The organism is Enterococcus quebecensis (assembly GCF_001730365.1).
GTDB classification, from domain to species: Bacteria; Bacillota; Bacilli; order Lactobacillales; family Enterococcaceae; genus Enterococcus_L; species Enterococcus_L quebecensis.
On sequence record NZ_MIKB01000015.1, the window covers coordinates 168,131 to 188,801 of the forward strand.

At 35.5% G+C, this 20,671-nt stretch carries 19 protein-coding genes; 1 reads left to right on the forward strand and 18 read right to left on the reverse strand.

Annotated features, from left to right (window positions below):
* Positions 1-15: 15 nt before the first annotated feature.
* From lepB to BCR23_RS10440, 9 genes are all read right to left on the reverse strand, one after another.
* Complete coding sequence (gene lepB, locus BCR23_RS10400) at positions 16-702, reverse strand: signal peptidase I (protein ID WP_240482550.1); 687 nt, start codon at positions 700-702, stop codon at positions 16-18.
* Positions 703-743: 41 nt separating this feature from the next.
* The gene (locus BCR23_RS10405; protein ID WP_069635434.1) at positions 744-1,409 is read right to left on the reverse strand and encodes a hypothetical protein; all 666 of its coding nucleotides are present in this window, start codon (positions 1,407-1,409) and stop codon (positions 744-746) included.
* Positions 1,410-1,433: 24 nt separating this feature from the next.
* Entirely contained in the window at positions 1,434-2,492 is a 1,059-nt protein-coding gene (locus BCR23_RS10410; protein WP_069635435.1) for a WxLIP family cell surface protein, read from the reverse strand.
* Positions 2,493-2,570: 78 nt separating this feature from the next.
* Positions 2,571-3,326 (reverse strand): WxL domain-containing protein, encoded by a 756-nt coding sequence (locus BCR23_RS10415; RefSeq protein ID WP_069635436.1) that lies wholly within the window; start codon positions 3,324-3,326, stop codon positions 2,571-2,573.
* 31 nt (positions 3,327-3,357) lie between these two features.
* Complete coding sequence (locus BCR23_RS10420; RefSeq protein WP_069635437.1) at positions 3,358-4,164, reverse strand: WxL domain-containing protein; 807 nt, start codon at positions 4,162-4,164, stop codon at positions 3,358-3,360.
* A complete protein-coding gene (locus BCR23_RS10425) occupies positions 4,161-4,499 on the reverse strand; it encodes an LPXTG cell wall anchor domain-containing protein (protein WP_069635438.1) in 339 nt (112 codons plus the stop codon). The genes BCR23_RS10420 and BCR23_RS10425 overlap by 4 nt, the downstream gene beginning before the upstream one ends.
* A gap of 23 nt (positions 4,500-4,522) precedes the next feature.
* Positions 4,523-8,086 carry a pectate lyase-like adhesive domain-containing protein gene (locus tag BCR23_RS10430; protein ID WP_069635439.1) on the reverse strand — a complete coding sequence of 1,188 codons (3,564 nt, stop codon included), beginning with the start codon at positions 8,084-8,086 and terminating at the stop codon, positions 4,523-4,525.
* Positions 8,087-8,227: 141 nt separating this feature from the next.
* Positions 8,228-8,899 carry a winged helix-turn-helix domain-containing protein gene (locus BCR23_RS10435; RefSeq protein ID WP_069635440.1) on the reverse strand — a complete coding sequence of 224 codons (672 nt, stop codon included), beginning with the start codon at positions 8,897-8,899 and terminating at the stop codon, positions 8,228-8,230.
* A 318-nt stretch (positions 8,900-9,217) separates the two neighbouring features.
* Positions 9,218-10,720, reverse strand: coding sequence for a helix-turn-helix domain-containing protein (locus tag BCR23_RS10440; protein ID WP_069635441.1), 1,503 nt, complete (start codon positions 10,718-10,720; stop codon positions 9,218-9,220).
* A 483-nt stretch (positions 10,721-11,203) separates the two neighbouring features.
* On the opposite strand from BCR23_RS10440, the gene gad reads away from it, so the two are divergent.
* Positions 11,204-12,604, forward strand: coding sequence for a glutamate decarboxylase (gene gad, locus BCR23_RS10445; protein WP_069635442.1), 1,401 nt, complete (start codon positions 11,204-11,206; stop codon positions 12,602-12,604).
* 71 nt (positions 12,605-12,675) lie between these two features.
* On the opposite strand, the gene truA is transcribed toward gad, so the two are convergent.
* The 9 genes from truA to rpsK form a co-directional block, all read right to left on the reverse strand.
* A complete protein-coding gene (gene truA / locus BCR23_RS10450) occupies positions 12,676-13,422 on the reverse strand; it encodes a tRNA pseudouridine(38-40) synthase TruA (RefSeq protein WP_069635443.1) in 747 nt (248 codons plus the stop codon).
* A 19-nt stretch (positions 13,423-13,441) separates the two neighbouring features.
* Complete coding sequence (locus BCR23_RS10455) at positions 13,442-14,239, reverse strand: energy-coupling factor transporter transmembrane component T family protein (protein ID WP_069635444.1); 798 nt, start codon at positions 14,237-14,239, stop codon at positions 13,442-13,444.
* Positions 14,236-15,105, reverse strand: a complete 870-nt coding sequence (locus BCR23_RS10460) for an energy-coupling factor ABC transporter ATP-binding protein (protein ID WP_069635445.1) — start codon at positions 15,103-15,105, stop codon at positions 14,236-14,238. The genes BCR23_RS10455 and BCR23_RS10460 overlap by 4 nt, the downstream gene beginning before the upstream one ends.
* Positions 15,081-15,920 (reverse strand): energy-coupling factor ABC transporter ATP-binding protein, encoded by an 840-nt coding sequence (locus tag BCR23_RS10465; RefSeq protein WP_069635446.1) that lies wholly within the window; start codon positions 15,918-15,920, stop codon positions 15,081-15,083. Before BCR23_RS10465 ends, BCR23_RS10460 begins: the two co-directional genes overlap by 25 nt.
* Positions 15,921-16,148: 228 nt before the next feature.
* Positions 16,149-17,318: a M20 family metallopeptidase gene (locus BCR23_RS10470; protein ID WP_069635447.1), complete on the reverse strand. Its 1,170-nt coding sequence runs from the start codon at positions 17,316-17,318 to the stop codon at positions 16,149-16,151.
* 15 nt (positions 17,319-17,333) lie between these two features.
* Entirely contained in the window at positions 17,334-18,536 is a 1,203-nt protein-coding gene (locus tag BCR23_RS10475) for a hypothetical protein (protein ID WP_069635448.1), read from the reverse strand.
* Positions 18,537-18,826: 290 nt separating this feature from the next.
* A complete protein-coding gene (gene rplQ, locus BCR23_RS10480; RefSeq protein WP_069635449.1) occupies positions 18,827-19,210 on the reverse strand; it encodes a 50S ribosomal protein L17 in 384 nt (127 codons plus the stop codon).
* 27 nt (positions 19,211-19,237) lie between these two features.
* A complete protein-coding gene (locus BCR23_RS10485; RefSeq protein WP_010761667.1) occupies positions 19,238-20,176 on the reverse strand; it encodes a DNA-directed RNA polymerase subunit alpha in 939 nt (312 codons plus the stop codon).
* Between the two features lie 80 nt (positions 20,177-20,256).
* Positions 20,257-20,646, reverse strand: coding sequence for a 30S ribosomal protein S11 (rpsK, locus tag BCR23_RS10490; protein WP_010761668.1), 390 nt, complete (start codon positions 20,644-20,646; stop codon positions 20,257-20,259).
* Positions 20,647-20,671: the final 25 nt, after the last annotated feature.

Below are 20,671 nucleotides of genomic sequence, written 5' to 3' on the forward strand. Positions count from 1 at the left end.
TTCCTTTCCTATTTATTAAAATTTTGTGGCTTTATGTAGAGGTAGTAAGCGATAGGTGACAACACCAATAATATCTTTCTCATCAACATAGCCATAGTAACGACTATCAGATGAAAAAGGCCGGTTATCCCCTAAAACAAAATACTGTCCTTTGGGAACTCGGCTGTTATTTTTCCATATATCCAAACTAAAATCTTCGGTGTACATATAATTTTCTCTTTTAGCGTTTATCAATTCATTTGCTAAAAAACGTTCGGCTACTAATTCATCATTTATATATAACTCATCATTTATGTAAGATAGCTTTTCTCCTGGTAATCCAATAATCCGTCTGACAGAGGTTTCTTTTCCTCCTGGTACACGAAAATAAACAAGATCAAAACGTTTTATTGGCGAAAGACGATCAACCAATACACGTTCATTATTATTGATGCTATGTGTCATGCCATAACCAGTTACTTTAGTTGTTGTAAAGGTAAAAAATGATAGTATATAGAATAGGCTAGATACAATTACAAACGTAAATAATAACTCAAAAAGAAAACGCAGCTTTCTTTTTTTCCTCTGTTTTTTTTGTTTAGAAAGTCCTCTTTTCTTTCCTTGGTTTTTCTTATTTTTAAGCTTTCTTTTAGTTGCGTTATGGGGATGCTTTTTGGGAAATTTACTGTTTCTTTTTCCGTTATCAGCTACTTTTTTCTTCACTTTAGCATCCCTCATAACTTGCTCTACTGCCTTTCAATCATTTATTTTTTCTTTGACAATGCTGATTCATTGATATGAAAATACTTAAATACTTTCTTTTGCTGTTCTTTTGCTTTATCTAAATCTCGTGTAAATTCGGATAATTTTTCTTCATTACTTAAAAATGATGGAGCTTGTGCTGCAAGGTTTACTCCAAGTTGTTTCATATAATCATATTGCTTATTTAATATTTGCTGTCCTTCTAAGGTTAAACGATGATACCCCTTTTGATTTCCATAACTGGCTAAGCGACTAGACAGTTCCTTGATATTATTGGCTAATTTTTCCTGATTGTCACTATCCTTCGCTTCTTTGAGCTGAATGTCAATTTGAGAAATAAAATAATAGCCTTGTACAATCGCATCTGAGTCTCTGCTATTTAATGTATGCTTTTGATAGTAAGAAGCATAGTAGGAACTACCAAAACTCAGACCGGCGAGCAATATAAAAACAATACTTGCCATCAGTTGTTGTTTTACTTGTTCTTTTTGTTGTCTAATAATTTTGCGTAATTTTTTTCTCTTAAGTTTATTCTTTGGACGTTTTCGCTTTAACTTTTTTAATTCTTTCTTGGAAAAAATCGAGAATAAAAAGTAAATGAATGAAAAAACACAAAAAAGAATCGCTAATGATAGTAGTGCAACAAATATCCAATCTAACGTACTCATTTTCTCTCCCACACAATCACTTGATTATTTTTTGCTCTTTTTCTTTCCTTTTTTCTTGCTTTTTTTTGACAGTTTTCGTACAACAAAAAATACGATAACCACTAATACAACAACTCCAATGATCATTCCAACAACGATTTGCCAGTTGATTCCTTGTTCTTGAATTTGTCCTAAATCTTCGGCATTAAATTTATCTGCCTGCTCATTGGTAATTTTGAAGTCTTTTACCCAACTCCATTTTTTATCACCCGAAGTAACAACGATTTTGGCTTTATAATCGCCTGGAATCATCTTCTCTCCTTGCATCGAAACAGGGAAATCGATCATAGAATTTGGCGCCATTCTCATCCCAGCTTTTTTTGTATCATAGAGAACTTCTTCACTCTTACTCTTCGTTATTTGTGCGTCAACAGTCATATCATTCAAGAAATTAGCTTGTGTGTTTGAAAAATTGATCATGATACTATTACGGAAATTTTTCAAATCTGGGTAGACTTTATTTAATGATAAATCTGGTTCGATTGGTGTGTCCGTCTCTTGTAAGACAATTCCGATGATATATGCATACTTATTAACGATTGTTCCTTGTGGTTCCTTACTTTTCTTTCCTTCATTTGTAATATCCTGCAATTGAATACCACCTGTAATGATACCGTCATAAGAAGATTCTGGCATTGTCAGATCAATATCTAATACTGTACTTCCTTTAGCAGGAATAGTGATTTTATCTGGCGCCTTTGCAATAGAGGCTAAATCATATTTTAGTGATGCATCTTTTTCTAGTTTATTTGGGCCAAATTCAACCACGCCATTGCTGTTCGTTTTAGCACCATTGATTTTCACGCTAACAATATTGTCGCTTGAAAAATCGTTCGTAAATTTTATTTGTATTTTTTGTTTTTGTCCTGGATTCATCTTTAAGTTAAAATAATTCGAATCATCTATTTGGTTTTCTGGTTTGATTACTTCATAAACAAATCCTGTTGCAGCTTTTGAGTCTTCTGCATATGTTGATACTGGTAAAAAGTTAAATAGTCCTATGTATGTGAACAAAAAAAATATAAAAATATGCTGTTTTTTCATAAAAATCCTTCTTTCTATTAATAAACAAGGTCACCAGTTCATAAAGAACTGGTGAACTCCTTCGTTTTATTTCTTTAATTATTCAGCTGCTGGTACGTCAGCAATTGTCCAAGTGATATCTGCTGTATAAACACCTTTAGCAATTGTAACACCTGCTGGAATGCTTAATTTAACAGAGTCTTCTGCTGTTTCGTTAGTACCGAACAATAAGTCAAATTGTCCAAAACCTTTTTTAGGATCTGTGTTTGTAACGAAAGTTTGAGAAGCACCATCTGAAGTTAATGTTACTGCTCCAGTTGCAGTTCCTACAGGAATCAAATCTTGGTTAGCGTCTTTTTTAGAAGTCAATGTTCTTAAGTTGTTATAAATGATAGAAGCTTGTTCTAAAACCATACCATTATTTGTAAAAGGTGAAGTCATCGCTGCAGATACAGTATATTTGTGATCTGTTGTTGCACGATAGTCTTGGAAACGAACAAAGTGTTGCATTTCAATTACTTCATCATTTTCTTTGTTTGTTGTACTGAATTTTTTAGCTTTGTACTCTTTTGCTTTACCGTCATATAGATCAGTGTGCTTATCAAAATCTAAATCTGTTGCTGCATTGATTTTCATGTCTTTATCTTCAGTATTTGGTGTTGGTTCTGTAATTGTGATGTCTGTATCCGTATCTGGAACAGTGATATCACCTGAATCAGAAGTATCTTTATCGAATTCTACTGATCCTTTTGATGCCCATGGGTTTGCTTCCGCTTTTGTTGCTGTTGGTACAGCTAAAGCTACTCCTAATACTGCTAATAAAGCTGCTCCTGATAATGTGTGTGTGTGTTTCATAATGTGTTTCCTCCTAGTTTGTGTGTGTTATTTATGGTAACTCGGATAAAATCCAAGTTATCTCAGTTTGATAAGTAACAGGATCAATTTTTGTTTCATTCGGTATTTCAATAGAAATCGCACTATTTTCATGAATAGGCTTATTTTCGAATACTTGATCTGTTACTGGGTTACCTTGTTTGTCTACTTTTGGTTTTAGTGTAGAGGCCATACTTTTTGGATTATCTTGTGATGCACCGAAGACAATCGCCCATGAACCTTCACCAGTATTTTTCTGAGCTTCCGCCAGATTATACGTATCACCAATGTTTTCGATTTTTATTACATCTTTTTGAACATTTGGGACATCGGTATTCGGCCAAGCAGAGCTTGCCCACGATTTATCAAATGAAATTACTGCTCCATTGAGCGTATTATTTAATGTTTCGTTATTTGAAAATTGCGTTTCTTGTCTCATCTGTAATGTCCAACCACCAGCATTTCCCCGATAATCAGAGATTTGAATAAAACTTCCTCTAGGTGGTGTCTCACCATGAAATAATTGCGCATTTGCCGAGAAAACCGAACTGTTTTTTCCTTTTTTTATAGAGTTCGCGCTAAAATTCAATGTAGGTACAAAATCGATTCTTAATGCACCTGTTGTTTTAGGGCTCTCTCCAGGATCTACAGCTACTTCCGGTTGCTCTGGATCATATATGACATGATCGTCACCTGAGCCTTTTTCAAATTGAATTGTCCCTGTTCCCCTTGTTCCATTTACTTCTTCAGCAAAACTAATCGCTGGAGATAAGCTAACGGTAAGGAAAAGTAGTAATAAAGATTCTATATAACGTTTCACTGACCTACATCTCCTTTCTTAGACTTTTTACGTGTCCAAAAAAAGAGAATGATCGCAGCAAGCAACAGGATAAATCCACTTAAGGAAAGACTTTTTTTTACTAGTTCTCCCGTAGACGGATATCTTCCTTTTGGTTTTTCAACCAATTGAGGATTCTCTTTTTGTTGAGAGCTACTCGGTGACGTAGCGCTATCTTCATCATAAAAGCTGATAACTCCATTTGTCTGAACTGCTCCGCCATTTTCAGATGCGTAAGCATGTACTGGTACAACTAATGAAATAGCCCAAAAAGCAACAGCAGTGAGAACGATAATAAATAGTTTTTTCTTTTTCATAGTTATCTGCTCCCTTTATGCTACTATGGTGTTTCAGCTATTTCCCAAGTGATTTCGCCTTGATACTCACCTAGTTTTATAATGTCAATAGCTTTTACATCAAGTTTTAATCCTTTATTATCTTTCCAAACATTCGCATTGACATCAAATAGTCCTGCTGTAGTATGGTGATTATTAACAATCGGCTGTGGATCATCCAAACCTAGAATAATCTCATCATCAGTACCATCGTTATAACGAATGGCATCTGGCAATTTTGTTTTTTCATCACCAGTATTGGTTAACACTTTAGTGACTTTAGCTGTTAAAGTCCAATTTGTTAAATCAGAACGATTATCCCAAACCGCTAATGGTTGTTCAAAGTTTGGTGATTCAACACGGACATTCTTATCCTTAAATTTATTCAATCCAAAATCAATTTTATTTGGAATTGAAGCAATTGATAATGTTCCTTTGAACACGTATTTAACATTGGTGCCGCCTTCTTTAATTGCTAGAGCCTCTTCATCAACTGGTGCTTGATCCAACACGTATCTTTTAGCAATAATTGCGTCAAGAGTGGTTTGAACGTCCTTGTTTTCTTTCAAATTAACTTTATCTCCGATATTTCCAATGATTGTTACAGAGGTTATATCAGGAATAGGTTTTCCTTTTTCATCAACAAAGTCGATCGTTACCTGGTCTTCACTTTTTACCACTGTTACGTTAATTGTTTTTACAACAGCTGAGTCTCCTGTGCCATAAGATAGTGGAACTGAATATATTCCAGCTGGAACTGTTGCTCCTACTGTTTTGGGTGCTGGTAAATTACTTGTGTCGATTTGTATTTCAGAAACATCCATGTCAACTGCCGGAGCTGGTAACAATTGTCTCAATCGTAATTTCCCGCCAGTTTCTTGATCGCGGATCATAGACAGGATACCTTCAGCAGTTGTTGGATAGTCTTTAGCCGCCACATCGAAGTCATATGCACTTAATGCATACTTTTCATCTTTAGATACTTCAGTGTTATCGTTTTGAATAAAGACTTGAATTGGTGCTGAAATATCTGCCGGAATACCTGCTGCACTTGCTTTTACTGTTAAGGTTACTGTGAATATTCCCTCAGTTGAAGCAACAGACAAACCGCCAAAATCGCTGATTTCAATCTTATCTGTTAAGTCAACTAAACGACCATCCTTAATACTAGAAGCAACAGCCTTACTTCTTTGTAGAATCAAATCAGACAATTCTTTTGGTGTCATTGCCTTTATTTCTGAAGATTTTGCCGTTATAGGATTCCCCTCAACAAAATCTGAACTATCGTGAACGATTAGTTTAGATTTTATCTTCGTTTTGTTAGGCGCTGGCTTTCCAGCAGTATCCGTCGCCCCATCTAAAAGATAAACATAAATATCATGTTCGCCTTGCTCATTCATCAATGCCGCAATATCAGCTGCTGAATTTTCTTCTGCAAATTCATACTTGAATGCAGGAGTAGCAGGGTTTGTATCTGATGGATTTTTAACAAGTTTACCTGGGGTTGGTGCAGTATCTCCTAATCTAGCATGGTATTCCGCAGCTTCTCCAGTTGGTGGTGTTTTATCAAGGACAATTTGCCCAATCATCGCATCTTTACCTTCTTTAAAAGCATAAACTGCAACTACACCGCCAGCTTCAAAATGTTGGTCATTTGGTAATGTATAACTATATGTTGCTGCAACACCACCAACACCTCCAACTCCTTTAGTAGTAAATGGAGAGTTTTGATTATCCCATGCTTCTCCAGGAAGTCTATCAACTGGACTAGGTATTTTATTTTCAATTGTTATGTTTTTACCATTTGCTGGTGGATAATAACTGATCCGAATATATGCATCTGGATTGGTTACTCCTTTGACGGTTGTAGAGCTAATATCTGTAATCAAATCATTAGATATACTATCAAAAGATACGTTTACATCTGGAATATATTCAAATAGTATACGCTGTGCTCCTGGTATACCCTTTGTGGGACCAGTATTAAAATAGTTCATAAAACTTGTTCTCACAGTAGAACTTGTAGAACGTGCCTGTATACTTCCATTGTTAATAACGCGAGCACTATAAGGTAGACGCATTCCAAACATCGGGGACCAATCATAGCTAGGCTCTGATCCTAAGTTACCTTGGTTCCATTGTTTTACTCGTTGAACGTCAACATCAAAATAACCTGCGCTTCCACTCATTTCAACAAGAGAGGATGCGGCGTTTGGTGTGCCTATATATCTCATATCTACTTGCTCAGCATCACTAAATTGAAATTTTGCATTAGTTCCCATTCTAACTAAAGATTTTGAACCCGTTCCATCACTTTCAACAGAAAATGTTCCTTTTTTCGCGACTGTAAACGTAGCTGAGTTATCTGCATAAATAACGGAGCCTGTTCCTGCACCTGTGTATGTGGAAGAAACGGAAAGTATTCCCTCTTCACCTACAGATAGTACAGCACTCGTTCCTAAACGAATAACGTTTCTTGTCGCAGCATCATTTTGTGTATTTGCTAACGCATTTACATCAAGTTTGGCTTTTCGCGCAATCTTTAAAAAACTGCCTGCTGATGCTAAATGAACTGCAGAATAGGGTCTGACTGTTTTGACTAATAACTTGGATTGTTCTTTCATATCCAAATTACCTGAAATCAGCAAGGCTTCTGCCAATTCTCCCGTAGTAGTCCCTGTTGAAGCAGTATTGTCGATTGTTACATTAGCATTAGGGCTTACTTCAAAAGTCCCACCTGCCTTAATATCAGTACTACCAACATTACCTGCTATTAGATTCAACGTTGTCCCAGCTAGAGCAATTGCATTTCCAACCTCTAAATTTTGCTGAGTAGTAAAAGATTGTGTTGCAAAAGAAGCTCCTCCAAAAGGTGAAACATAGGAAGCCACTAAACTAGTTGATACGTTCCCAGAAAATTTAACTGGGGTATCATCTGCTCTTAGCAGTTGAGAACCGGTATGCTTAATATTATGATACGTAATAGTTGAAAGATTTTGGTTAGCAGTCGTAGCAAACCTTGTCGTTACTACTCCATAATAATGACGGGAATACATTGTTAAATTTTGTAACGTTATATCCCAAGCACCGTTACTCGTTCTAAAGGCTCTTCCACGAAAATCAACAATGTGATTATTTCCTTCAATAACGATGCTTCGATTTCCAGTTGGATTCCATGCGGCAGAACTTGTAACATAGTTAGCATCACCGGTGGATTCAGTAATTGCAAAATCGGCTACAATGTTGAACACAACAATATTGGGATCCTTAAAAGCAGCTTGAAAATCTGCATCATTGCGAATATCTTTTATTTGATACGCTGGAATTTTTGTTGTATCAACTTCAGCAGATTCCTTATAATCTAACGGAATATCGCCATTCTCATCTCTCGGATATTCATCAGCTAATAAAGAAGCGGACTTTGCATTAGGCTCTATTTCATTACTAAGAACAACTTCTTCAGAAACTCTATCGGATTCTTCATTCGCTTTAACCTCGCTTGTCTGATACAAATAAACTACAGATATCAGAGCAACTAAAAATAGTATACTTATTTTTATTTTTTTCATTTTTTTCCTCCTCCCTCAATTATTGCTGTATACCAACATATGGTTATACATGATATATTTCAAATCTCTTTTACGCTATAAAAATTCTTAACTATAGTAAGAACTAGGCAAAAGAGATGTGAAAACAAAGAAATGTTTCTATTATACTGGAGGAACAAACATGTAGCCTATACTTCTGACCGTTTTTATAACATGAAAGTTATAGGGTTCTTGTTCTAATTTTTCTCTTATATGAAAAATAACATTGGCGAGCCTTGGTCGATATTGTTCAATATTTTCTCCCCAAATCCCTTGAGACAATTCACTATAACTTAGTGCTTGCCCTGGTTGCTGACAAAGATGATTCAGCGCTTTGAATTCTAGATTTGTCAAACTGATTTCTTTGCCTTCAGCTGTTAGAACACTCTGATTTTTTTTGTGTAGTTTGAACAAATGTAATTCTTTGTTTTCTTTTTTATTTTGTTTGATTCTGCTAACAGTATTGCGAACAATCAAAAATAGTTCTTGTTTTTCCTTTTCAGTGATATTTCCGTCTACTCCTAATTGTAAATAAATTAGACGATTCACTTCAGAAATTTCTTTCCCATACATCCAAATTAAAAGTTTTGGATGATTTCTTAATTGTGTAATCAAGCCACAACTTTTACTAATACTTTGTTGATGCTCGTCAACAATAATCACTCCATCTATAGTCTGTACTATTGAAAAGTCATTATTATTAATTTCCAAAAATTCTATCTCTCCTGTACTTGATAATTCCAAATTTTGAAAATCTGCTTCACCAGATAGTATAATTACTCCTAGCTTTATCATTTTGTTCCTCCTAAATATGTACTTTCTATCATTTCATGCTCTTATGTTTTAGTTATATATAAAATTCATATATTCCATGTATTATTTATATCATTTTTAACCACACTTTTAATTTCATTTTTTTTTGAAAAACGTAAATTAATTGAAATCCGTGTATACAAAAAAAATAAACTCCTCCCAAAGCTCTTTAAAACAGCCTTTATCAATTAAGTTAAAAATTAAAATAAATGAATAAAAAAACAGAATATATTAATTTTCATCATTTTTCCATCAAAAAAAGAGCGATTTTGATATCAAAATCGCTCTTTTTCATTTAAATTATAGATGCTCATTATTAATTTGTTTGATAATTTCCAGAAAAATTTCGTTAAATAATCTATCCATCGCTTGAGTATCATAAAATGTAGTGACATAAATAGTTTTAGGAAAGCTTATCTCATTATCATACTCTTTATCTGTGATAAACAGATCAACATCTGTTGAATATACTGAAGTGAGTTCTACTTTGTCAGAAAACATTTTCTTGATTTTAGCCTTTATGATCTCTCCCGTGTACACTCTAGAATTTTGAACATAAATCATCACTTTTTCTCTGCTGACTTTGTTCATCTCTTTTTTCGACAAAAAACTGTAAACTAAAACAAATAATTTATTATACATTGCACCTTTTTTATCGAAATCATTCAACTCAATACCGAAGAAGCCCCATAATAAATCTTGCTCCATATTATTCAGTATTTCAATGACCCTATTATAGATTTGCTTTTCATAATTGTTTTTACTCTCATAATTATCATCGTCATAAATGTATAGAAATCTTCTTGCATCTGAAAAACTGGTGTATGCAAAAAGTAGAAAAGTAGTGATCTCAAAATTTATCATTTTATGCCACTGTTCATCTCCATCGAAAAACTGAACAAGTATAGCATCGACCAAATAATTTTTTACATAATCAAAGTAGTTAATATCTTTCGTATCAAAAGTAATTTCATCTTCTATTAGTAAATCGATTTTAATAATCTGATGGCGTGTGCAAAATACAAAAATAAATTTTGCTTCCTCCACTATGTTTTCATAATAAGGAAAATAACTATTTAAATATTGGTAAATATCTAGAAATATTTTTTGTAATTTTCCTTTTCCTTTAATTTCAATTGAAGTAACCTCAGACACATAGTGCTTTTGGGCATTTCTTGTATTACAGATGTGCATAAATAGACGCACTAAGCCTTTTTGTGACGGATCAAAATTTAAAGAGTTTAAAAAGTCTGATTTTAAAGAAGCTTCTAGTGTACTGTAAGCTTCTTTAGAAAAAAGCCACTTAGAACACGCATTGGAAAAAAATAAAAAGTAGAAGTTCCTAATTTTATACTCTTCCCCTTCAAGAGTATTCTCTCTAGTTAACTCCAGATCAAATGATTCTAAAATTTCAGAAAGCCTTTGCCTTACTCTTGAAAATGTCGAAGAACTTATAAAGTACTTATCACATATTTTTACTCTATTAATATATCCCGCTTCAAATAACTCTTTTATCGTAATGAATAATAACGATTTTTTTAGATAGAAGAAGGACGCATCAATCATAGAAGTATCGGTGATTCTCACAGAATGTAATTTTCCAGCTTCATTGTAATTCAATTGTAGATTGTCTTTTTTTATGTATGTATTTTCTTTAAACGAGTATAAGATATGATTAATTGTGCTATTTGACAGCTTGGTTTCTGAAACTAGTTCCGTTACTGGTACCTCTCTTGATGCCCTTATTAAGTAGTCAAGTACCATTACTTTATTATTATCTGATTTATTCAAGAACTCTTTCACTCTTTACTGCCTCCTTTACAATAACTACTGGCCTTATAAAAATTTTTATCATTTAACAGATAGAATATTCATACTAGCTTTTGTCAGAACGATCACCTCTAGTTTTTTGAACGATCTCTGCATTTAATTTTTCTCTAGACAACCTTCTATTGTTTTATTGGTATTTTTACAATAAAAGAAATAATACTACAAATTAAAGTTATTTTCAAACTGTTTTATATAATTTTTATACACTAATCTCCCTTTTATTTATCAAAAAACACCATTATAGAGTATCCAGACTGCAAAAAATAGACTTGCAGCTTTCTATATTAGAAAGAAAAAATCATGGTTATTCTATATGATAACTCATTTATTAATTATTAAAAAAAATAATACTCTCAGTAATTATGAAGAGGTGTCCTAAAGTAAGACTTCTCCCTTCAAACGTTATATACTAATAATAAGAGAATACGTCTTAATAATCTTTGGGAGTGATAACAAATGATCCATAAAAAAAGGAGACATGAAGATAACGATTACCTAGAACCAATTTTCGGAACAAAAGCAGAAGGGCAAATATTACCCAACTATCGTTTAGCTCAACAACCAATTGAGCCCAGAATCGCCCACCAACTTGTGAAAGATGAATTATTAGATGAAGGAAGTGCTCGCCAAAATTTGGCCACATTCTGCCAAACTTTTATGGAACCTGAGGCCATTGATTTGATGGCTAACACTTTAGAAAAAAACGCCATCGATAAATCTGAGTACCCCCAAGTGACTGAATTAGAAAACCGTTGTGTCAATATGATTGCTGACTTGTGGCATGCCAATGACTCAGAAGACTATTTAGGAACATCAACAATAGGTTCTTCAGAAGCCTGTATGCTTGCAGGAATGGCTATGAAATTTGCATGGCGGAATCGTGTTCAGAAGCTTGGATTAGATAGTACCAAGAAAAAGCCCAATTTAGTGATTTCTTCTGGTTATCAAGTTTGTTGGGAAAAATTCGGTGTCTATTGGGATGTAGAATTGCGTGAAGTACCAATAGAACAAGCAGAAATGACTCTGAATCTTAAATCTGTAATGGACTACGTTGATGAATATACCATTGGTATTGTTGGAATACTTGGTATCACTTATACAGGGAAATATGATGATATTGAACAGTTAAACAACTTAGTTGAACAATATAATCAAACAACGGACTATAAAGTATTTATTCATGTAGATGGCGCATCAGGAGGACTTTTTACACCGTTTGTTGATCCAGAGCTTATTTGGGATTTTCGATTAAATAATGTTGTTTCCATCAACACGTCTGGTCATAAATATGGTTTAGTTTATCCTGGTGTTGGTTGGGTCATCTGGCGTGGAAAAAAATATCTGCCAGAAGAATTGATTTTTGAAGTCAGCTATCTGGGCGGAACTATGCCGACAATGGCTATCAATTTTTCCCATAGTGCATCTCACATTATCGGTCAATACTATAATTTTTTACGTTTTGGATTTGAAGGTTATCAAGCGATTCATCAAAAAACACGGTTAGTAGCCAAGTTTTTAGGAAAAAAACTGACAACATTTGGTGATTTCGATGTTATTAATGATGGGAATGACTTACCCGTTATTTGTTACTCCCTTAAGAAAGATAAAAACATACATTGGACACTTTATGATCTTTCAGATCGGTTAAGAATGAAAGGATGGCAAGTTCCCACTTATCCTTTACCAAAAAATATGGATGATGTCCTTGTCCAACGAATCGTTGTTCGGGAAGACTTTGGAATGAATTTAGCTCATGATTTTATTAAGGACTTGCAAAGTGCACTGAATGAACTAAATCAAGCTCATATTCTTTTTCATGATGACGATGGGTTACAATCTTATGGCTTCACTCATTGAGTGTGTTTTCAAATAATTATAGACAAAAAAGTTCTCAGCTATTTGAAATGCTGAGAACTTTTTTATTTTAATTATTCATACTTAACTTCAACCAAGTACAATCCTTCTGGATGTGCAGTAGGCCCAGCTAAGTTTCGATCTTTCGCTGCAAGAATTTCTGGAATCATCGTTTCATCCATACGCCCATTTCCCATCTTAAGAAGTGTACCTACTAAGATCCGAATCATTTTATATAAAAAACCGTCGCCACGAAACGTAAAAATCAACTCATCTCCGGCTTCGTTAACTTCCAAACTCGCTTCATGGATGGTACGTACCTTATCTTCTATCTCAGTACCAGATGCACAAAATGAAGTGAAATCATGTGTTCCTAACAAGTCTGATAATGCACGGCGAATCTTTTCCTCATCAATTGGATAAGGAAAATAACTAGCATAAAATCGTTTAAATGGGCTTCTCGGTTTGCCGATATCTACGCGAAATTGATAGGTCTTTTCTATAACGTGATAACGAGCATGAAATTCATCTGAAACGATCTCTACGCTTTTTACAGCGATATCTTCCGGTGTTTGAGTATCTAAAGCATAACGCATTTTCTCTAACTCTCTGGTCTGAGGATAGTCAAAATGAATGACTTGTCCTGCAGCATGAACACCAGCATCCGTACGTCCAGAACCAAAAATCGTGATTGTTTTGCCATTATTCATTTTTCTTAACGTTTTTTCAATCTCTTCTTGAACCGTCCGTCCATTTGGTTGAGCTTGAAAGCCATTAAAATTCGTTCCATCATAGGCAATTATTGCTTTATAACGCGGCATTTCTTTTCCACCTTTACTTCTAACTTCTTATTAAAATCAAGATTACGGTCAAGACGGCAAAAGCCAGCATTACGACAGTATCTTTCAAGTGCCAGTGCAGAACTCTATATTTTGTTCGCCCCTCTCCACCTTGATATCCTCTAGCTTCCATAGCAGTTGCTAAATCTTCTGCTCGGTTAAAACTACTAACAAATAAAGGAATCAGCAAAGGGACTACTGCTTTCATCTTCTGAATCAAATTCCCTTCACCAAAATCCACTCCTCTAGCACGTTGTGCATTCATGATTTTTTCAGTCTCATCCATCAAGGTTGGGACAAAACGTAATGCAATAGACAACATCAAAGATACTTCATGGACAGGAAAGCGAACCACTTTTAAAGGACGCAATAAATACTCAATAGCATCTGATAAATCAAGGGGTGGCGTTGTTAACGTCAATAATGTAGACATAAAAATAATCAACACAAACCGACAGAATATAAATAGTCCATTGACCACACCAAATTCGGTAATGGTAAAAATCCCCCAACTAAAATAAACATCTCCACCTTGTGTAAATAACATCTGCAGCGCAACTGTAAATAAAATCAACCAAATCAACGGTTTGATTCCTCGAATAAAGAAACGAATATTTACTTTCGATAGAAAAATTGCAAATAACGTAAAAATAGCCAGAATACCGTATGTTTGCCAATTATTAGCTAAAAATATAATCCCAATAAAATAAAAGCTGGCAATTAATTTTGCTCGTGGATCCATTGTATGGATAAAAGAATCTCCTGGAATATAGCGACCAAAAATCAACTTGTTCATCATAAGTTGTCACCTGCTTTTTGCAAATCTTTTAGCAAATCATCTGCCAACGCTTCTGCTGTTAACGGCAACTCTTCAAATGAAACACCTTTGGCCATTAATTTATCTGCAAAAGAAGCAGCAGTAGGAACGCCTAATTGTTTTTCTTTTAGCCACTGGATATTTTGAAAAACCTCTTGAGGTGTTCCAGATTTGACTATTTTGCCTTTCTCTAAGACGATCACATGATTCGCATAATTTGCAACATCGTCCATTAAATGGGTAACTAAGACAATGGTCATTCCACGTTCTTCATGAAGGCGCTGAAACATCTCCATCATTTCTTTACGTCCTTGCGGATCTAAACCAGCAGTAGGTTCATCTAATACTAGAACTTCTGGTTCCATAGCTAAAACACCAGCAATTGCCACACGACGCATTTGCCCTCCTGATAATTCAAAAGGAGAACGCTCTAAATAACTGGCATCCAATCCCACTAAATCTAGCATTTCAGCTGCTAATCTTTCAGCCTCTTCTACTGACACGCTAAAGTTTTTAGGTCCAAAAGCAATATCTTTAGCAACTGTTTCTTCAAATAACTGTGCTTCTGGAAACTGAAATACGATGCCGACTTTTTTACGAATGGGCTTAAGATTTTTATTATTTGTTTCTGGTATGATTTCTCGATCTCCAATCGTTACCTTGCCTTTCGTCGGTTTTACCAGAGCATTTAAATGCTGCAGCAAAGTGGATTTTCCACTACCTGTGTGACCGACAATCGCTGTATAGGAACCATCTTCTATCGTCAAATTTAAATCAAATAATGCTCGCTGTTCAAATGGTGTATTGGGCTGATACGTAAAATCTACTTGTTCAAAACGGATGTCCATAACCAATCCACCATCCTTTCTTCAGTCAAATACTCATTCGGTACATCAACGCCACGTTGTTTTAACGCTATTTTCAATTTTTCTGGGAATGGCAAATCTAAGCCCATCTGGATCAGTTCAGTTCCAGCAGAGAAAATGTCTGCTGGTGTGCCTTCCCCTACAAGTTCTCCTTGCTTCATCACTAAAATTCGATTAGCATTCGCCGCTTCATCAATATCATGGGTAATTGAAATCACGGTCAAATTGCTTTCTTCTTTGATTTTCTTGATTGTGGTAATAACTTCTTCTCGTCCTTCTGGATCAAGCATGCTTGTGGCTTCATCTAAAATGATAATATCTGGGCGCAAAGCAACAACGCCTGCAATTGCAACTCGTTGTTTTTGACCGCCTGATAAACGAGCTGGTTCACGTGTAGCAAAAGAATTCATTCGAACCTTTTCTAACGCATCTTTGACTCTCTCAAGCATTTCATCGCGAGGAATCCCTTGGTTCTCTAATCCGAATGCGACATCATCTTCTACGGTTGATCCCACGAACTGATTATCTGGATTTTGAAAAACCATTCCTACCATACGACGGATATCCCAAACGTTGTCTTCATTTAGTTCCTTACCGCCAACAGCAATACTACCGGAAGCTGGTAACAGTAATCCGTTAATGGTTTTTGCCAGCGTTGATTTTCCTGACCCATTATGTCCAATAATTGCAATCCACTCACCTTGTTGGATGGAAAATGATACATCTTTCAAAGCGGGAGAAGCATCTTCAGGTTGATAGTTAAAATCGATATTTTTTAATTCAATGATCGGTTGCATCGCGTACTCCCTCAATTATTTAGTCTTACTAACACTAACAAAAAATCAGTATTTTTTCAATCATCTCTTCTTATCTTTGCACTAAGCTCTATTATAACAAAATAAGACCCGTTATGTGAATTCTTATCTGTCAAGACAGAAAGTTTTTTGATAGTTCATTCCATTATAAAAAAATAGAACAAAACTAAGAAGCTAGTTTTGTTCTATCCTATACGTTTAGATAATTATCTATTGATTTAAATACTCAAATGCGTATTGGGCATATAGTTCCGCACCAATTTCCATTGCATCTTCATCTACATTGAATCGTCCGTGATGATGAGCCCACTGTGTATCTTTTTCTGGATTTCCACAACCGACTAAAGCAAAACACCCTGAAGTATTTTCAGTGAAATAACTAAAGTCTTCTCCACCAGTAGTTGGTGGTTCTTGGATAAGTGCTTCTTTACCAAAGTTTTCTTCAATGATTCCCTGAGCAAATAATGCATCTACTTCATCATTGATCACAGGAACTGTTCCGTAACTATAATCTACTGCAGCAGTTCCACCGTACATCGCTGCTGTTTGCTCTGCATAACGCTTCAAAGCATTCTCTACACGATTACGTGTCTCAATGCTAAAACACCGAACTGTTCCTTCTAAACGAGCATTTTCAGCGATGACATTAAAACGTGTCCCCACATCCATTTTCCCCACCGTCACAACTACTGGATCTAAGGGATTTGTCTCTCTGGAAACAACAGCCTGTACATTCATAACGAAGGAAGAAGCGATCACTGCAGCATCCACACAAGCGTCAGGCATGGCACCATGTCCGCCTCGTCCTTTAAAATCAATTGAAAAAATATCCGCTGATGCAAATGATGAACCAACAACACAAGAAGCTGTTCCAGAAGGCATTTGTGACCAGATATGGATTCCAAAAACATCATCCACTCCTTCAACCGCTCCTTGAGCTACCATAGCTTTAGCACCTTGAGCATTTTCTTCTGATGGCTGGAAAATAAATCGAACTGTTCCTTTGATCTCATTTTGAACTTCTTTCAATGCTTTCGCAGCTGTCAAAAGCATCGCTGTATGTGCATCATGTCCACATGCATGCATTTTTCCATCTTCTAATGATTTATATGAGATTCCATCGTTTAATTCTTGAACAGGCAAAGCATCCATATCTGCACGTAACGCAACTGTTTTACCCGGTTGTCCACCGACTAAGTTTGCAATAATTCCTGTCGGTTCAGTTTTACGATAAGGAATACCGATCTTATCTAACGCTTCCGCAACTCTTTCAGTTGTTCTAAATTCTTCAAATTGTAACTCTGGATGTTGATGTAAATCTCTTCTAAAATCAATCATTTCTTCTTTATATTTTTGAATCAAAGTGTTTATTTCTTTCATCTGATTTCCTCATTTCTATAAACTCAGTAAAATACTCGAAAAGATTCCTGCTAGTATAACAGATACAATCGTGACAGTTATAAATCCAGCAACTAGCATCGGCGGCATCATATGGCTTGTCAATGCTTCTTTTTCTTTTTCATCTTCCGTTAATGACTGAATGACTTCATTCGTAATAATATAATCTGCTGGAAAGCCATATAAGGCTGTCAGAGATACTGCAAATGCCATTTCTTTACTAACGCCCAATAGTCTTCCAACAACAGCAGAAAAGACATACATTCCAATAACACCTACAATAATAATCCCTACCATTGGCACCAATAATTCTTCTAACATCTCAGGTGTCGCTTTTTTTAAGCCATCAAAAATAAACAGCATTAATCCTAAAATAGCAAATCCAAAACTATTTGCTTTTTTCAGCGGTTGTTTTTCCAGAAATCCTACTGAAGAAGCAACAACACCAAAGAATAAGCATAAAACAAATGGACTAATCGTTAGAAAAGATGCGCAGAATACAGAGACATAATACGCTAGTAAAGCTACAATTGCTAAACGAAAGATTCGTGAAAAATCAGTATGATACTTTTTAGGTATTTTATTAAACAATTTTGGGGTATCTTCATCCAACGTCTCAGTTTGATTATTCTCTTCCTCATGAGTTGGTGTCCATTCACCACTACGATATTTTTCAAGCATTCGCTTTCCTTCTTTTTTCAGCATAATAGACGTTAAAGGATATCCAGCAAAACCTTGCATGACATAAATCAAAATGGCTAATACCGATAATGATGTTAGCCCTGCCGTTTGAGCTGCTTCTGACATAATCAATGACGAAACTACCCCACCAACTAATGGAGGTACTGCTACTAAGACGGTTTTAAAATCAAACATCAATGATCCCACTGTCAATAATAATACAACAATGCCTAAAATCCCTGAAAGTGTGATTACGATGGTTTTCCATTGATTTGCTAGTTCTTTAATCGATAATAATGTCCCCATGTTAGTAATCAGCAGATACATCAATAATGTAGCAACTACAGGTGGTATACCTGCAATCTCAACGATATTCTCTGGGAAAAATGTCCAATAACCAATAATAAATAATACTGCACAAACAAAAACGGATGAAATCCACGCTTTTGTCTTAGTTGATACAACGTCTCCGATATATAATATCCCCATCAGTAACGTAAAAGCTGTCATTTGTGCCATGTTACTCCCCCTTTAAAACTCCTCTTCTTTTATCAGAAAATTCCGACTAATAAAAGTATACTAAAATTTACACCCAGATGCAATAACATAACAATGATAATTGATTTTTACTGTTTGAAACAAAAAAGCCCTAAGAATAAATTCTTAGGACAAAAAAATACACCTTATCATATGATGAGTGCTCCCCTGCCGAATAAATCCGACAGGGAAAGCGTTGAGCTAGACTAGGAGTCGCCTCCAACATCATAACACTCTAAAAGAATCATCTATAAAGTGACGGTATAGTTTGATTATTTAACAAATTCGATAATTACCATTGGTGCTGCATCTCCGCGTCTTGGTTCTGTCTTCAAGATACGAGTGTAACCACCTTGGCGTTCTGCGTAACGAGGTGCAAGATCATTGAATAACTTTTGTAAAGCTGATTCAACAACGATTGCTTCGTTCTCTTCACGTACGCTAGCAACTTCATTACGTACAAAAGTAGCTGCTTGACGACGAGCATGAAGATCTCCACGTTTGCCTAAAGTAATCATTTTTTCTGTTGTAGAACGAACTTCTTTCGCACGAGCTTCAGTCGTAACGATACGTTCATTGATAATTAAATCAGTAGTTAAGTCACGCAACATTGCCTTACGTTGGCTTGATGTGCGTCCTAATTTACGATAACCCACGTTGGTTTTCCTCCTTCGTAAAAAGTATTAATCGTCTTTACGTAAGCCTAAACCTAAATCATGTAGTTTTAGTTTAACCTCTTCAAGAGATTTACGACCTAAATTACGTACTTTGATCATTTCTGGTTCAGATTTATTTGTAAGTTCTTGTACAGTGTTAATACCTGCACGTTTTAAACAGTTGTATGAACGAACAGACAAGTCTAGTTCTTCGATGGTCATTTCTAGCATTTTTTCTTTTTGTGTTTCTTCTTTTTCAACCATGATTTCAGCGTTTTTCGCTTCATCAGTAAGGTTAACAAAGATGTCTAAATGCTCCGTCATAATCTTAGCAGCTAAGCTAAGGGCTTCTTGAGGAATGATTGAACCATCAGTCCATATTTCCATTGTTAATTTGTCGAAGTCATCACGACGACCAACACGAGTGTTTTCTACTTGGTAGTTTACACGGCGAACTGGTGTATAGATGGAATCAACAGGGAGAACACCAATTGGCATATCTTCCTTTTTGTTTTCGTCTGCTTGAACATAGCCACGACCAGGTTTCACTGTTAAGCGAGCATGGAAAGTAGCTCCTTCAGAGACACTACAGATAATTAAATCTTTATTCAAGATCTCAACATCGCTGTCAACGATAATATCGCCAGCAGTTACTGTAGCAGGTCCTGTAATATCGATCTCAAGGGTTTTTTCTTCTTCTGCATAAAGCTTAAGAGCTAAACCTTTAATATTCAAAATAATTTGAGTTACGTCTTCTCTCACACCTTTAATGGTAGAGAATTCATGCAACACACCATCGATCTGAATATTTGTAATAGCCGCTCCCGGCAGAGAAGATAATAAAATACGACGTAGAGAATTACCTAAAGTAGTCCCGTAACCTCTTTCCAGTGGTTCAACGACGAACTTGCCATAATCTCTATTCTCATCAATTTTTTCGATTCTTGGTTTTTCAAATTCAATCATTCTTATCTATACCCCTTTCAAAACGAAAAGTGTCTTGTTCAATGACGTTCTTAATTCAAACTCAGAATGAGTGGCACTCATTAAACACGACGGCGTTTTGGAGGGCGGCATCCATTATGAGGAACTGGAGTCACGTCACGAATTGCAGTCACTTCTAAACCTGTTGCTTGCAATGAACGAATCGCTGCTTCACGTCCAGAACCTGGTCCTTTAACTGTTACATCAACAGTTTTTAGTCCGTGTTCTTGTGCTGCTTTAGTTGCAGCTTCTGCGGCCATTTGAGCTGCAAACGGTGTTGATTTTTTACTTCCTTTAAAGCCTAATGATCCTGCTGATGACCATGCTAATGCATTACCATGACTGTCAGTGATCATTACAATTGTATTATTGAATGTAGAATGGATATGTGCAATCCCAGTTTCTATATTCTTTTTCACACGGCGTTTACGACTAACTTTTTTTGCTGCCATGAAGATCTAACCTCCTTCACTTAGG